The following is a 12594-nucleotide window of genomic DNA, read 5'->3' as shown; positions in this document are numbered from 1 at the left end:
ACTCATAAATGTTTTTCACCGCATAGCGCATCCTTGCTATAAGGGTCATGGCATCATCATAAAGTTTATCAAGTCCTGTATCCTGTGGATTGATAACGATTCCTTCCATGTACGGGTCATCGAGGATTTGGTTTATATTATTGCTCGGCTTTTTTCTCGGGAACTTAACACTATATTCCCGAGGATTGGTTCGCTTTTCATAAATGCCATGCGCCGTTCTCTTGAGCAAACCGTTCTCTTTCTCGACATTATAACGGAGAAACATAGCAAAGTCCTTTTGCCCGATTGCATCTTCTGGATGCATTTCTTTGTAGGTTTTGTAGATATCCCTGACATTGTATCTCTGATTTACTTGCATATGCTTTTCGATAAAGTCATTCAGCATCTCATAGTTTGCTGTTTTCTGTCTTTCCATATGTTTCTCCTTTCTCAAATTCTATTTCTGTTCTTCTTCATTGTGAGAGCCGGACTTTCTTCGTCCAATCTGTCAGATGACTGAGTTTTTGCTCAACACCGATATACGAGCAGCCGGACATAGTCAGCAGTTGGGCATGTTTCGTCCGGATTTGCATCCTTGATAGCATATTCTGCCCATCGACAGAAATAACCGAGCATAGTATCCACTCTGCTCACGATTAAGTTATAAACCCTGTACCAGTCCTCGTATTCGTCCCACTCGTAGTAGGAATACTCCTGTTTCTCCTTATCGGACAGTTTTTTGTATTCCTCGGGCGTGAGCCAATAACCTATGGTATCATACTCGTCGATTTCAAATGCTGCGATGCTGACCTTGGAAGCATACCCGCAGTACCGTGTCGGCTTGTCCTTCTTGACTCGACCTTTTACGGATTTGCCGTAGTTCACAAGGAACATGGAACGGCTGTAAAAATCCTTGTATGTGTCGATATGTAAGTACGGGTCGTATGGTTCATCGTCTTCATAGGTCATCGTTTCATCTCACTTATTCGTTCCATCGTGTCCGGTGGTTTCATATTTCTAAAAGCATGCATTTCGTATCCTCCGTTTCGAACTTTATTTCGGAATATTTTCAAACACTGTTGACAAAACTATCATTGCAATGATATAATATGGTTGTGTCATCACAATGATATAAGGAGGCTTGGTTTTATGAGCACAATTCAATTACTTCACGGAACGGATCACATCATCGAGGTTCCGGATATCAATATCGGCAATCCACACAACGACTACGGAAGAGGCTTTTACTGCACCTGTGTCGATGAGATGGCCAAGGAATGGGCCTGCAAAAAGAACACGGATGGCTTTGTAAATGTCTACGACTTTGACGAAGACGGATTAAAAGTGCTGAACCTGCTGAGCGGCAATCATACAGTCCTCAACTGGATTGCTTTGCTTCTTCAGTTCCGCACCTTCAAACTCGATTCTGAGGTTGCCGTTGACGCACGGGATTATATCATTGAGCATTACTCGGTTGACCTTTCCGGCTACGACATTGTTGTCGGATACCGCGCGGACGATTCTTACTTTCAGTATGCTGAGTCCTTTGTGTCCAACACACTTCCCCTCAGAAGTCTAAACAAGGCGCTTCGTCTGGGCAAACTCGGAGAACAAACCGTTGTTATCTCGCAAAGAGGATTTGAGCGTCTGAAGTTTGTCGATGCATATTCGGTCGATAAGAATGTCTATTATCCCAAGTTCCTGGATAGAGACACCAAGGCGAGAGATACTTATCGTAAAGAAATCAAGAAGACAAAATCATATCGTGATGATATCTTTGTACTTGATATCCTTAGAGAGGAGATGAGCAATGATGACTCACGCATACAACGAATCCTATTTGAGTAATGCAAAGGATCGTCTTTCCTCATTCTTCGATTACGCTATTAATGACTGCAAGATCAAGCCGGATTGGATTACCGTGCTTTTTATCAACACAGGCTATGCCGAGCAGTTTGAGCGCGGCAATCCTGCCTATGTTGCAGGTATGTCCGGTGTTGAACTTGCCCGTGCGGTTATCCTGAAAGCATACGGCAGAAAAGAACTTCCGAAGCCTACAAACTCTGAGGAATGCTCTCCCGAGTATTGGGCGGGTTGGGCGCTTGCAGAATATCAATGGTACTGCGGTCGCAGGTTCAAAGATATCTTCGAACGGATTCCTTTGACTAAGATTATCGGAATGTATTCGGTCTATCATGAGATGGATATCACGAACTTCATCGATACAATGGAAGAGTTCTACAAGGCTGCCGAAGGCGATTCCAATCTGAAACGCATTCGGGAAAGCAGAGGCTTATCTCAGTCAGAACTTGCGGAACAATCGGGCATCAAAGTCCGAAACATTCAGATGTATGAGCAGCGAGTCAACAACATTGATAAGGCACAGGCACAAACACTCTACAAGTTATCCCGTGTTCTTGGTTGCGATATCGAAGACCTGCTTGAAAATCCTATGATGTAAATCCATTTGTGCACCTGCTTCGGCAGGTGCATTTTCTATGCCCAAATATGCCTTGAGCAAAGGCAGGTTTTCGGGAATCACGCAGAATTTGAGAAATCCCGCGGTCATATCTTCAATCGTTGTCCCGATGTTCTTGAACAGTTCGGTCGCCTGATTATATATATCTCTGTCGATTTCAATAGTCATGGTCACAAGTTCTTTGTTCATCGTATTCTCCTTATCCATCTCCGAAGAAATAGTCTTTGCTGAAACTCGTGAAGGAAGCCGCAGAGTAATCGTCCAAAATTAGTCTGTAGTATCTTCCCATCGTCACAGCTTCTTTCTGTTGGCCCATGTGTAATCGACAAACACATCCCAATTATTCATAATCTGCCAACAGACATCTACTTTCTTTTTCTCGGATTCACGGGGAGATATCCATGGCGTAACAAGGACTTCCCATTCGCACTTCGACCAAAAGTAATACATCACCTCGCTGCGGAGTTGCTTGGCGAAGTCTTCTTTGCTTTGATATTTCTTGGCGGCCCGCTTCACATATTCACGGAATGAACCGTGTTCGAAGACATTGAAGGTTTCTATGCTACGGCTGTTGCAGTTGTGGTAGAACACATTCCATCTAATCTCGTTTTCGGGATGAACTGTTTGCTTCTTTTCCCACGGGAATTGTGTCATATATTCAGCAGACCTTTCGCCATAGGTGGGGCGTATTGTCCTTCCATGCTCAATAATCTCGTCCAAGGTTACAGGCTCGTAATTCCAATACATACAACCTACATTGTAGATTTCATTCCGGCATCCTATGTTATTAAGACGCTCCGCAAAATTAACCTCAAAATCCGCTTCATCTGTAAAATGGGAATGAGCATGGAGATGGATTGCCTGGTATCGATGTCCGTTGTACATCGGAGTGAAATAATGGGAGAGGATAACTCTTTTCTTCGTGCCGTCTTCCAAAGTCACGCAAATGTCGTCGTAATCTTTGATTCCCGCAAGCGCTGCCTTGGCTTTTGCATTGTGCAGGAAGCGGTCATGATTTCCTTTAATGAGAATAATCTGACCGTTTAGGCTTTTGATTAGTTCCGGTGCGTCATCGTTTCGCGCTTTCCATATCATGTCCCCGAGGACATAAGTGAGGTCACCCTTGCCAACCTTGCTGTTCCATCTGCGGATAAGTTCCGCGTCCATTTCTTCAACAGTCTTGAACGGGCGATTATCAAAAGCAATCACATTGGCGTGACCAAAGTGCAGATCACCGGTAAAGAATATTTTACCCATCTTCCATCTCTCTTTCTAAATCCGCTTTGTTGACCTTCATCTTCTGTAATTCATCACTTGACTCGAACTGGTGGAAAAGAAAATGCATTTTATCAATTCGTTTGTTTGTGTGCCAATGTCCGCAGAACCATGCCATATAGTCCGTCGTTTCTTCTATGACATCGAGCCACTTCTCCGTACTGTCATCCACTGTACTTTGGTCGATACCCGGGAGGAATTCCTCAACAGGCTCATATTTGAAAGGACAGGTGTGTGACAATACTACATCGACGGCATTTTCTTTAAGCTGCTGCTCTACATATTGCTTGANNNCACTTGGTTGTTCATCTGACCACCAACCGTATCCTCGGGAAAGACGATAGAACTTGTCCACACTGTAGGCGCCGCCGATAACGATGTGTCGAAGCCCCTCTAAGTCATATATCTCGCCGTCTTTGGCAAACAATACAGATGGATAGGCTTCCTCATACCATACGATGCCGCCGTGCCATTCCTTCGCTTTATATGTTGGAATATGCCATGGTCTTATTTCATGATTGCCGTGGATACAGAGAATAGTGGGATTCAATTTGTCAAGTACATACTTTAACGCTGCATCTCTTTCGTCTTGCCCGTAGTTAGCACCGACATCGCCGAGAATTACGATGATATCTTCCCTTGTGGGATTAAAACGCTTACAGAATCGTTCTATATCATATTTCTGCCCGTGAATGTCACCGGTGTAATAAATCATAGTTGTGCCACCTTTCCGATGATAAGTATATCAGCCAATTTGATTCTTGTCCTGCGATTTGAGAAAATGTATTCGCAAACCCTCGAAATCATATTCGCAAGCGAACAGTTCGAGGGTTTGCTCTTTTAACCGTTTGTTTATGCAGTTGTTGTTTCGCAAACTGTAGGTTTATTCTTTGACTTTCGGAGTGTTCCACCGAAGCCGAAAGCAACCTATAATTTTATCTGCGGTTGGCTCGGGTTAAATACTTGTATTCACGCATCGCTTGCTTGGTTGCCTTAACAATATCAAGTAGCACCCGCATTTCATAGTCACTGCAATCTGAAAGAATTGCGGTAAATTCATGATTGGATGCCTTGATTGTATTGGTAAGGCTGTCAATAAGCAGGTCATCGGTGGAGACATTCAGTTCGTTTGCCACCCTCACCAGGGTGTCAAGACTGCAAAACTTGTATGCCGTCTCCACATAACTCATATAAGCGGCAGAACGATCAATTCGCTCTGCAAGCTCCATTTGGGTAATGCCTTTCTTAGTGCGGAACGCACGGATTCTCTGCCCGAGAAGAATGTAGTTGATTTGCATATAGAAACCTCCAAAAATTTGATGTTTCTATTATAAGGTATAGCCGATGTGTTCAACTGCGGCTTATTCCAAACATCGGGCATAGATTATATAATAATCTATATACTATAAACGGATGAGGGAGGTGCGTCATGAGAGAACTTGACGATGCAAGATATAAGGCAATCGGTGCAAGAATTCGTGATGTTCGCCTTCAACGAAACATGAGCCAGGCAGAATTGGCGGAAAAAGCATTCATCTCCGTTCCGCATATGAGTGAGGTTGAAAACGGAAAGACCAAATTGCGGCTTTCCACTTTCGTATATATAACTGAGGCGTTGCAGGTTTCTGCCGATGTGCTGCTCCGCACCAACACTCCCGAGGTCAATGGAATATACCAAGGTGAGTTCAACGATTTGTTGGCAGATTGTTCTCCCGCCGAGATTGATTCCATTATCAAGATCGTGAAGGAACTGAAAACCACCATGCGAATGAAAAAAGACGAATATCTATTTTGACAGGTCGGGCAGCAATGTCTGACTTGTTTTTGTTTTTGCCGTTTTCATTGAAAGGTTTTCTCATAAATCAACTTCTCAATATGTTTTCCGAGGAAGGTCGAAATTGACCTTCCTTTTTTGATCTTTTGGTTGGCAGTTTTCATGCTGTCAACCTTATTTTTTTGCATTTTTTTCGTCTGTGATAAACCGGTGGTTAAGCACTTGACCTGTGGTTAGTCGATATTAAGCCTTGCATGATTTACAATAATCTTAGCCTTATTTTGAATACTGCAAGTGGGAGGATAACCAAAATGGACGAGATAGATATTCACGCTAAATTGGCTCAGATAGAAACTGCACCGCACTTTTCGGAGATATTCGACGGAGACACAGAACGGGCTGAGATGATTGCTGAGCATCTGATATGGCTGCACACGATTCGCCGAGAGCGACCTCTTGTGTCAAAGCCGTACAAGGTGGGCATTTACATCCGATACTTTAATCAGACCAAGTATGAGAATTATCTCGATTTTCACAAGAAGGGGTTTGTAGACACATTGGCATTGTGTCCGAAGTGGGAATTGGTTGACTTCTATATAGATGAAGGCTCAACTGCTCCCAATATGGAAAATGCACCCGAGTGGTGCAGGTTGCTTCAAGATTGTCTTGACGGCAAGGTAGATTTAATCATTACGCAGAAGGTTTCCAATGTAACGAAGAAACCGCAGGAGATTACAATCATGTCCCGCTATCTTGCAACACTGCCGCATCCGGTCGGAATCTACTTTATCTCCGAAGATATTTTCACCCTTGCTTCTTATTATCAAGAAGATATGCGGGACACAGACTTCTTCCCCGATGGATGGGTGAGCCTGCCGGACGATGATTCCGAGAGGAGGCTGCTGCATGATTGACAAAACGAAACGCTTAGAAAAAGAGCAAGCCAAGGCAAAGACCAAAAAGCGCATCTATGTTGAGGTCGATCCCGAAAACTATGATTACTTTCCCGAGACCAGGCAAGCCGATTATTACGATAATGATGTACCGCAAAGGGTCGCCATTTATGTTCGTGTTTCTACGGACGATGTCCGTCAGACTACATCTTTTGAGTTGCAAAAGAAGTATTATGAGGACTTCGTTATCAAGCACCCTCACTGGACGCTCGTTAAAATCTACGCTGACGAGGGCATCTCCGGCACTTCTCTGAATAAGCGAGAGCAGTTTCTTCAGATGATTTCTGACGCAAAGCGCGGAAAAATCGACATGATTATTACAAAGAGCGTTTCCCGTTTCGCCCGCAATATCTATGACTTTATCGGCATTGTACGAGACCTTGCCGAACGCAATCCGCCTGTCGGAGTCTTCTTTGAAAGTGAGGGAATTTTCTCACTGAATGATGACTCACAGCTTGCATTGTCCTTCCAAGCCACAATGGCCGAGGAAGAGTCACACACACGAAGCAGGTCGATGGAAACTTCTCTACGAATGCGATTGGACAACGGTATCCCTCTGACTCCCAAACTGCTCGGGTATATGCATGATGCTGACGGAACACTGATTCCGAATCCAGATGAAGCACCTACGGTTAAACTTGCGTTCTATATGTATCTATACGGCTATTCATCACAACAGATTGCCGATGCTTTCAATGCTCTCGGACGCAAGTCCTATTTGGGGAATATCAATTGGACTTCCAACGGTATTGTTCAAATACTACGCAATGAACGACATTGCGGTGATGTCCTCACTCGCAAAACCTTTACGCCAAACTTCCGTACCCATAAGGCAAAGAAAAACAGGGGGCAAAGACCGCAGAGCCGATATCGCAATCATCACCCCGGCATCGTTTCCCGCGACGATTATATTGCGGTTCAGAGAATGCTCGATAACGCTAAGTACGGTAACAAGTCTATCTTGCCCGAAATCCGCGTCGTAGAAGATGGTGTCCTCAAAGGTTTCGTTACCATTAACCCTCGTTGGGCGGGATTCAAAGAGGGGGACTACTACCTGGCTTCCAAAAGCGTGTATTCCTCTCCCGAGGAAGAACCGCATCCGGAGGAAGAGATTCAGTTTGAGGTGGAAGCAGGTGACTTTGATCTGCGCGGTTTCGAAATAGCCCGCGGCGAGTTCTTTGATGCCCCGCGTCAGCCTCACGCCATTATTTATCATAAGTTTATCAAGTTCAGTACCGCGTGTGTCCGGAAATTCGGCACTCAGAATTATATTGAGATTCTGATAAATCCTATTAGCCGAAAACTTGCGATTCGACCGACCACCAAAGAAAACCGTAATAGTGTCATGGCGTCAAAGCCGGAGAAAGGTATTCTATACCCACGGTTAATCCCAACCGCCGCTTTCAGTGAGACGATGTTCAACCTTCTTGGTTGGAACATTGAATACAAGTACCGTATTTTAGGTACTCTCTATGAGCAGGATGGCGTAGTTGCCTATATCTTTGATACCGTTGACTCAGAGGCATATTTCAAGCCTAATGTGCTTTCTAAAGAGAACGGCGAAGAGGACTGTACAAATGTGCAGCCGTTGATGCCCTCCGGAAAGCGCATTCGTGCAATTCCCGAATCATGGACAAGCTCCTTTGGTAAGCAGTTCTATGCGCAGGAGAAGTCCGTAACGGAACTTCAGCGGCAGAGCGAGGAAGATTGGATGCTCCGTTTGGAGGGCCAACTTTTCGAGACAGGCAACAAACTTCATGTAACGGGGTTTGAAGAACTCAAAAGTTTTATCACGCAAGAATTGCAGGGCGTAGATATTTAGGAGGTAGTTTATGAATGATATTACTGAGCAAAGGACTATGACAGAGACCTTTGCTCCCCAAGCGGACTCAGAACTGCATAAAATTCCGGTATTAAAAGACGAGGAAGAATTGATTGAAATGAGCACGGACTTCAACCTGGAGGAATTCCAGGTTGTCCGCAGAGAGTTCTTTGCTCATATTCGTGAGCCTGCGGTTACATTTAATAACCGCAAATTCTATGTGAATTCAGCTTGCCTGACCAAGTTTCCACACACAGACTATGTCCAGGCGCTGATCAATCCTCATACTAAGATTTTGGCTCTCCGTCCCTGTGGTGAGAATGAGCGAGGTTCGTTCCAGTGGTGTTCAATCGGTCAAGGCAAACGGAAGCCGAGGCAAACAACATGTACGCTGTTCTTCCTGAAAATGTTTGACATGATGGATTGGAATCCCGACCATCGCTATAAGATGCTCGGGAATATCATCCGCGCTAATGGCGAATACCTGATAGCATTTGATTTAACATCCACCGAGGTATATCAGCGTACATATGATGCGGAAGGTGCTAAATCAACGGCATCAAGGACGCCGGTATATCCGATTGGTTGGCAGAACCAATTCGGAATGACCTTAAACGAGCACAAGCAATCCATGCTTGTGAACATATTCGATGGCTATGCCATCTACTCAATCAAGGAAAATAAGGCAGTTCGGCAAAGTCCGACCGCAACTGTGACTGCCGACACAGTTGCACTGCCGGAAGGAGAAATAAATCATGAGCGAACAGACTCGACAACAAGTAACTATAGCGGTTGACTTGAAAAAATACCGTATTCGCATTCATCGTAGCACACTGGCTTTACTCGGGACACCCAAGTATGTTCAGTTCCTTGTCAGCCCTTCAGCTATGATGCTTGCTATCCAGGGAACGGACAAGAGAACAAATTATTCTCATCGCGTAAATTTGGCTGCATTGCATCCGGATAACTCCTACGAAATTTACAGCACCTCGTTTGTCAATAAACTTTGCTCCTTGGTGGAAGGATTAGATAGCGCTTACGCATACAGGCTGACCGGAGAGATTATAGCAGAAGAAAATGCAGGCGTTTTTCCACTCAGCTCTCTCCAAAAAATTGATGGATTGGAGGAGCGATAATGGAGTTGAAACGGCTGAAAATAGACGAAGAATTCAGACATTTAATCCGTCCACTGCGGCACAGAGAGTTTTTGCAACTCGAGCAGAATATTATAAACGACGGCTGTCGTGACCCTATCGTTGTATGGCATAACACCATTGTAGACGGTCATAACCGTTATGAAATTTGTATGCGCCACAGCATTCCCTTTGATACAAAGGATATGGAATTTGAGTGCCGAGAGGCTGCTGTCGCATGGATATGTGCCAATCAACTCGGCAGGAGAAATATTACCGAAGAGACTCGCAAGTTCCTTATTGGTATGCAGTACGAGAATGAAAAAGTGGTTACCCGAATTCGCAATAAGATAGGGAGAAATCAGCACACCCTGGATATATCCACGATGGACGAAGAGGATGCGGACAAGGCTTGCCGCCATTGGACGGCACAGAGAATTGCCGAAGATAATAATGTATCGGCTGCCACTGTGCAAAAGTATGCCATATTCACGAGAGCGTTAGAGGAAATCGGAAAGAAAGAGCCGAAATTAGTTCCCAAGATTCTTTCGGGGCAGTACAAGATTGCTCATAAGCATGTGTTGGAAATGGCGGAACTGAATCCACAAGACCTTCGGCGAATCAATCGGAAGATTGATCGAAATCCTGCTGAGTTTATGCATTACAAAGCCACGCGACCGGTCGTACAAGGTAATAAATCAGTTCATTCCGAGGGAGATATTCCCACGGGACCTTCCGTGAAGGATATGCCCGAATATGACCCGGATGCGGAAATCAGCAGTCTGACTCTGACAATTCCCTCGTGGAAAAGTTCTATTGAACGGGCAAAGAATACGGCAGACCTCACCATCGTTTCTCCCCGGGCTAAAGGTGACCTGGCACAGGCTTTGCGTGAGCTGCGAAATACGATAGCGGATATGCTGTCGGAAGTGGAGGATACATAACATGGATGATTATTCGTCGTTTGTGCCGAATGTTCATTTTGAGAAAATTCCAATCAAAAACCTGGTTTCGAATCAGGATTACCAACGGAATCTGTCGCAGGCGCGTATTGAGAAAACGGCAGAAAACTTCGATCTGTTTCAAATCAATCCCGTAAAGGTCAGCCGAAGAGACGGAATCAATTATGTTTTTAACGGGCAGCATACCATTGAAATTGTTGCACTTGCTTCCGGCTCTCGTGAAACCCCGGTATGGTGCATGATCTATGATGATCTGTGCTATGAACATGAAGCCGATATCTTTGCCAATCAGATGAAATTCGCAAAGAACCTTGCGCCTTTTGAAATTTTCGTAGCAAACTTGGAGGCTAAGAACCAAGAACAGCTTATGATTCGAGATTTGGTGGAGTCTTACGGTTTGAAGATATCTGCCAAGAGAGCGCCGGGACACATCTGCGCTGTATCCACTTTGGAGGCTATTTACTCCAAATACGGGTATCAGGTTCTCAACCGTGTCCTTCGCCTGATCATCGGCACATGGGAGGGGGACTCCAATTCCTTCTCCGCTAACATTATGAATGCGGTTACCAAGCTTTGCGTGGTGTATAAAGATCAGTTAAAGGATGAGGTGTTCAGCGAGAAACTCGGTGCGGTTTCCATTAAGCAATTGACTCGTACCGCCAGGGATCGCCGGAAGGGTTCAATGGGCTTTGCCGAAGCGATGCTTTTAGAATATAACGGAAAAAGGAAGAGCAATGCGGGCAAACTATTCATGAACAAACTCTATGCTCGGGATGTTTCTCTCTGGATTGAACCGGACGAGAATGAAGATTTTGACGATTCCGAAACCTTTGAGGATTTTGCTATCGGACAGCTTGGCGAAGATAAAGAAAGCGATAATAACGAAAGCAATAATTAATAGAGTCAGCGAATAAGCAACTACGGCTTATTCGCTGCTTGCTGTTTCTATTTTTCGAGGTATTCTTCAAGTTCATATCCGCCGCCGAGGATAATTTGCAGTCTGCCGTCATGGTAGACTTTTATACATTCTACCATCTGCCGGACGATTGAGTCATCATAGGTATCTTTATTTTCTTTTCGTTTGTCAATGGTGTCCTGGATTTCCTTAATCCGAGCTTGAAGTTCTCCGTCCTCACCTTCGTTTTCTCTAATTGCTGTAATACGCTTAGACAGTTGCTCGATTTGTGCGGAGATATTCTTGAAATCATCTTCATAGTCCTCAGCATCATTATCTTCCTGAACACTCAGCGTTACAAGGTCAAGCATCCGCTTATTAAGGGCATCGATTCTTCTTTCGAGCAGGTCGATTTCATCTGAGCCGCCGTTGATTCCTATGGCTTCCCCGATGGTGGATTTCATCAGCATTAGGTATGTGGATTCGTCTTCGATGTTAAATCGATTCAAGGCTCTAACAATGGCTCTTTGCAGTGCCTGCTCATCAACGGTGATGGATTCTGTACAGTATTTCTTGCCGTAGTCAAGACGGCTCATGCATCGCCACACGATTCTGCGCTTGCCTCTGATGTTCCATGTTACTCTTTTGTACCTGCTCCCGCACTCTCCGCACATCATTACCTCTGTGAGTGCGTATTTGGAATACTTTCCCGAAGCAGTCAGAGCCGTCTTCCTTGACTGTGGTAATAATGTTTTCCGCCTGGCGGTTTCTTCTTGTACCTTATTGAATTTCTCGCGGGTGACGATTGCAGGGTGGCTGTTTTCTACGAGCCACATAGGTGCCTCACCTTCATTTGGTTTTCTTCTTTTCGAGATCGGGTCAAGTGTCACCGTCTTTTGAAGGATGGCATCTCCGCAGTACTTTTCGTTTTTCAGCATTCGTGCAATTGTCGATTTGTTGAATGTTATCTTCTTGCCGGGAATTTTAATGTTTTCACCCTGCAGTATATCTGATATTTCATAAGTAGACTTACCGGAGAGGTACATATCAAATACTCTCTCCACTATGGCTGCTTCCGCGGGAACGATTTCGGGGTTTCCGTCCTCGCCCTTCTTATAGCCGAGCATCCGACTGTATGCAAAGATTACTTTACCTTCTTCAAAGTTTTTTCGGTGTGTCCAAGTTATATTCTTGCTGATGCTTTCGGATTCGGATTGTGCGAATCCTGCGTATATGACAAGGTACAATTCGCTATCGCTTTTCAGTGTATCGATGTTCTGTTCCTCGAAGTAGATGCCCCCATACCCGATTTGATAGACAAT

16 protein-coding genes and 1 pseudogene are annotated in these 12594 nt (G+C 44.7%); 9 read left to right on the top strand and 8 right to left on the bottom strand.

Annotated elements, in window-relative coordinates; genetic code table 11:
• On the bottom strand, positions 1-415 hold a 415-nt coding region (locus RUM_RS12795), incomplete at its 3' end, for a hypothetical protein (RefSeq protein WP_041326193.1).
• Between the two features lie 92 nt (positions 416-507).
• A complete protein-coding gene (locus RUM_RS00750; RefSeq protein ID WP_015557323.1) occupies positions 508-948 on the bottom strand; it encodes a hypothetical protein in 441 nt (146 codons plus the stop codon).
• 180 nt (positions 949-1128) lie between these two features.
• Here RUM_RS00750 and RUM_RS00745 point away from each other — a divergent pair, with 180 nt between their 5' ends.
• Together RUM_RS00745 and RUM_RS00740 are read left to right on the top strand one after the other, a co-directional pair.
• Positions 1129-1827 (top strand): DUF3990 domain-containing protein, encoded by a 699-nt coding sequence (locus RUM_RS00745; protein ID WP_015557322.1) that lies wholly within the window; start codon positions 1129-1131, stop codon positions 1825-1827.
• Positions 1790-2440, top strand: coding sequence for a helix-turn-helix domain-containing protein (locus RUM_RS00740; RefSeq protein WP_041326192.1), 651 nt, complete (start codon positions 1790-1792; stop codon positions 2438-2440). The genes RUM_RS00745 and RUM_RS00740 overlap by 38 nt, the downstream gene beginning before the upstream one ends.
• Here the strand turns inward: RUM_RS00740 and RUM_RS00735 are convergent.
• The 5 genes and pseudogenes from RUM_RS00735 to RUM_RS00720 form a co-directional block, all read right to left on the bottom strand.
• Positions 2384-2647 (bottom strand): hypothetical protein, encoded by a 264-nt coding sequence (locus RUM_RS00735; protein ID WP_041326191.1) that lies wholly within the window; start codon positions 2645-2647, stop codon positions 2384-2386. The genes RUM_RS00740 and RUM_RS00735 overlap by 57 nt on opposite strands.
• Before the next feature lie 102 nt (positions 2648-2749).
• Positions 2750-3715: a metallophosphoesterase gene (locus RUM_RS00730; protein WP_015557320.1), complete on the bottom strand. Its 966-nt coding sequence runs from the start codon at positions 3713-3715 to the stop codon at positions 2750-2752.
• A pseudogene (locus RUM_RS13020) lies at positions 3708-4024 on the bottom strand (hypothetical protein); the annotation flags it as partial. The gene RUM_RS00730 and the pseudogene RUM_RS13020, both read right to left, overlap by 8 nt.
• Positions 4025-4027: 3 nt before the next feature.
• Positions 4028-4448, bottom strand: a 421-nt coding sequence (locus RUM_RS13015) for a metallophosphoesterase (protein ID WP_242821738.1), incomplete at its 3' end; no start/stop codon positions are given.
• A 220-nt stretch (positions 4449-4668) separates the two neighbouring features.
• Positions 4669-5031 carry a helix-turn-helix domain-containing protein gene (locus RUM_RS00720; RefSeq protein WP_015557319.1) on the bottom strand — a complete coding sequence of 121 codons (363 nt, stop codon included), beginning with the start codon at positions 5029-5031 and terminating at the stop codon, positions 4669-4671.
• Positions 5032-5162: 131 nt separating this feature from the next.
• Here RUM_RS00720 and RUM_RS00715 point away from each other — a divergent pair, with 131 nt between their 5' ends.
• From RUM_RS00715 to RUM_RS00685, 7 genes are all read left to right on the top strand, one after another.
• A complete protein-coding gene (locus RUM_RS00715) occupies positions 5163-5528 on the top strand; it encodes a helix-turn-helix domain-containing protein (protein ID WP_015557318.1) in 366 nt (121 codons plus the stop codon).
• Between the two features lie 290 nt (positions 5529-5818).
• Entirely contained in the window at positions 5819-6421 is a 603-nt protein-coding gene (locus RUM_RS00710) for a recombinase family protein (protein WP_015557317.1), read from the top strand.
• Complete coding sequence (locus RUM_RS00705; RefSeq protein ID WP_015518541.1) at positions 6414-8282, top strand: recombinase family protein; 1869 nt, start codon at positions 6414-6416, stop codon at positions 8280-8282. Before RUM_RS00710 ends, RUM_RS00705 begins: the two co-directional genes overlap by 8 nt.
• Positions 8283-8292: 10 nt before the next feature.
• Positions 8293-9078, top strand: a complete 786-nt coding sequence (locus tag RUM_RS00700; protein ID WP_015557316.1) for a hypothetical protein — start codon at positions 8293-8295, stop codon at positions 9076-9078.
• Positions 9038-9418, top strand: a complete 381-nt coding sequence (locus tag RUM_RS00695; RefSeq protein ID WP_015557315.1) for a hypothetical protein — start codon at positions 9038-9040, stop codon at positions 9416-9418. Before RUM_RS00700 ends, RUM_RS00695 begins: the two co-directional genes overlap by 41 nt.
• Complete coding sequence (locus RUM_RS00690) at positions 9418-10359, top strand: ParB N-terminal domain-containing protein (RefSeq protein WP_015557314.1); 942 nt, start codon at positions 9418-9420, stop codon at positions 10357-10359. The genes RUM_RS00695 and RUM_RS00690 overlap by 1 nt, the downstream gene beginning before the upstream one ends.
• Position 10360: 1 nt before the next feature.
• Complete coding sequence (locus tag RUM_RS00685) at positions 10361-11275, top strand: DUF6551 family protein (RefSeq protein ID WP_015557313.1); 915 nt, start codon at positions 10361-10363, stop codon at positions 11273-11275.
• A gap of 47 nt (positions 11276-11322) precedes the next feature.
• On the opposite strand, the gene RUM_RS00680 is transcribed toward RUM_RS00685, so the two are convergent.
• Positions 11323-12594: recombinase family protein (locus RUM_RS00680; RefSeq protein ID WP_041326451.1), on the bottom strand; the 1272-nt coding region annotated here is incomplete at its 5' end.

It is taken from the genome of Ruminococcus champanellensis 18P13 = JCM 17042, from assembly GCF_000210095.1.
Taxonomy (GTDB): Bacteria; Bacillota; Clostridia; order Oscillospirales; family Ruminococcaceae; genus Ruminococcus_F; species Ruminococcus_F champanellensis.
The sequence above is the reverse complement of the archived record's forward strand: the minus strand, read 5'-3'. Positions and strand labels throughout refer to the sequence as shown.

Excerpts from the sequence above, each read along its gene's own strand:
- RUM_RS00750 (WP_015557323.1), bottom strand. The coding sequence starts at position 948 with ATGACCTATGAAGACGATGAACCATACGACCCGTACTTACATATCGAC.
- RUM_RS00745 (WP_015557322.1), top strand. The coding sequence starts at position 1,129 with ATGAGCACAATTCAATTACTTCACGGAACGGATCACATCATCGAGGTT.
- RUM_RS00740 (WP_041326192.1), top strand. The coding sequence starts at position 1,790 with ATGATGACTCACGCATACAACGAATCCTATTTGAGTAATGCAAAGGAT.
- RUM_RS00735 (WP_041326191.1), bottom strand. The coding sequence starts at position 2,647 with ATGAACAAAGAACTTGTGACCATGACTATTGAAATCGACAGAGATATA.
- RUM_RS00730 (WP_015557320.1), bottom strand. The coding sequence starts at position 3,715 with ATGGGTAAAATATTCTTTACCGGTGATCTGCACTTTGGTCACGCCAAT.
- RUM_RS00720 (WP_015557319.1), bottom strand. The coding sequence starts at position 5,031 with ATGCAAATCAACTACATTCTTCTCGGGCAGAGAATCCGTGCGTTCCGC.
- RUM_RS00715 (WP_015557318.1), top strand. The coding sequence starts at position 5,163 with ATGAGAGAACTTGACGATGCAAGATATAAGGCAATCGGTGCAAGAATT.
- RUM_RS00710 (WP_015557317.1), top strand. The coding sequence starts at position 5,819 with ATGGACGAGATAGATATTCACGCTAAATTGGCTCAGATAGAAACTGCA.
- RUM_RS00705 (WP_015518541.1), top strand. The coding sequence starts at position 6,414 with ATGATTGACAAAACGAAACGCTTAGAAAAAGAGCAAGCCAAGGCAAAG.
- RUM_RS00700 (WP_015557316.1), top strand. The coding sequence starts at position 8,293 with ATGAATGATATTACTGAGCAAAGGACTATGACAGAGACCTTTGCTCCC.
- RUM_RS00695 (WP_015557315.1), top strand. The coding sequence starts at position 9,038 with ATGAGCGAACAGACTCGACAACAAGTAACTATAGCGGTTGACTTGAAA.
- RUM_RS00690 (WP_015557314.1), top strand. The coding sequence starts at position 9,418 with ATGGAGTTGAAACGGCTGAAAATAGACGAAGAATTCAGACATTTAATC.
- RUM_RS00685 (WP_015557313.1), top strand. The coding sequence starts at position 10,361 with ATGGATGATTATTCGTCGTTTGTGCCGAATGTTCATTTTGAGAAAATT.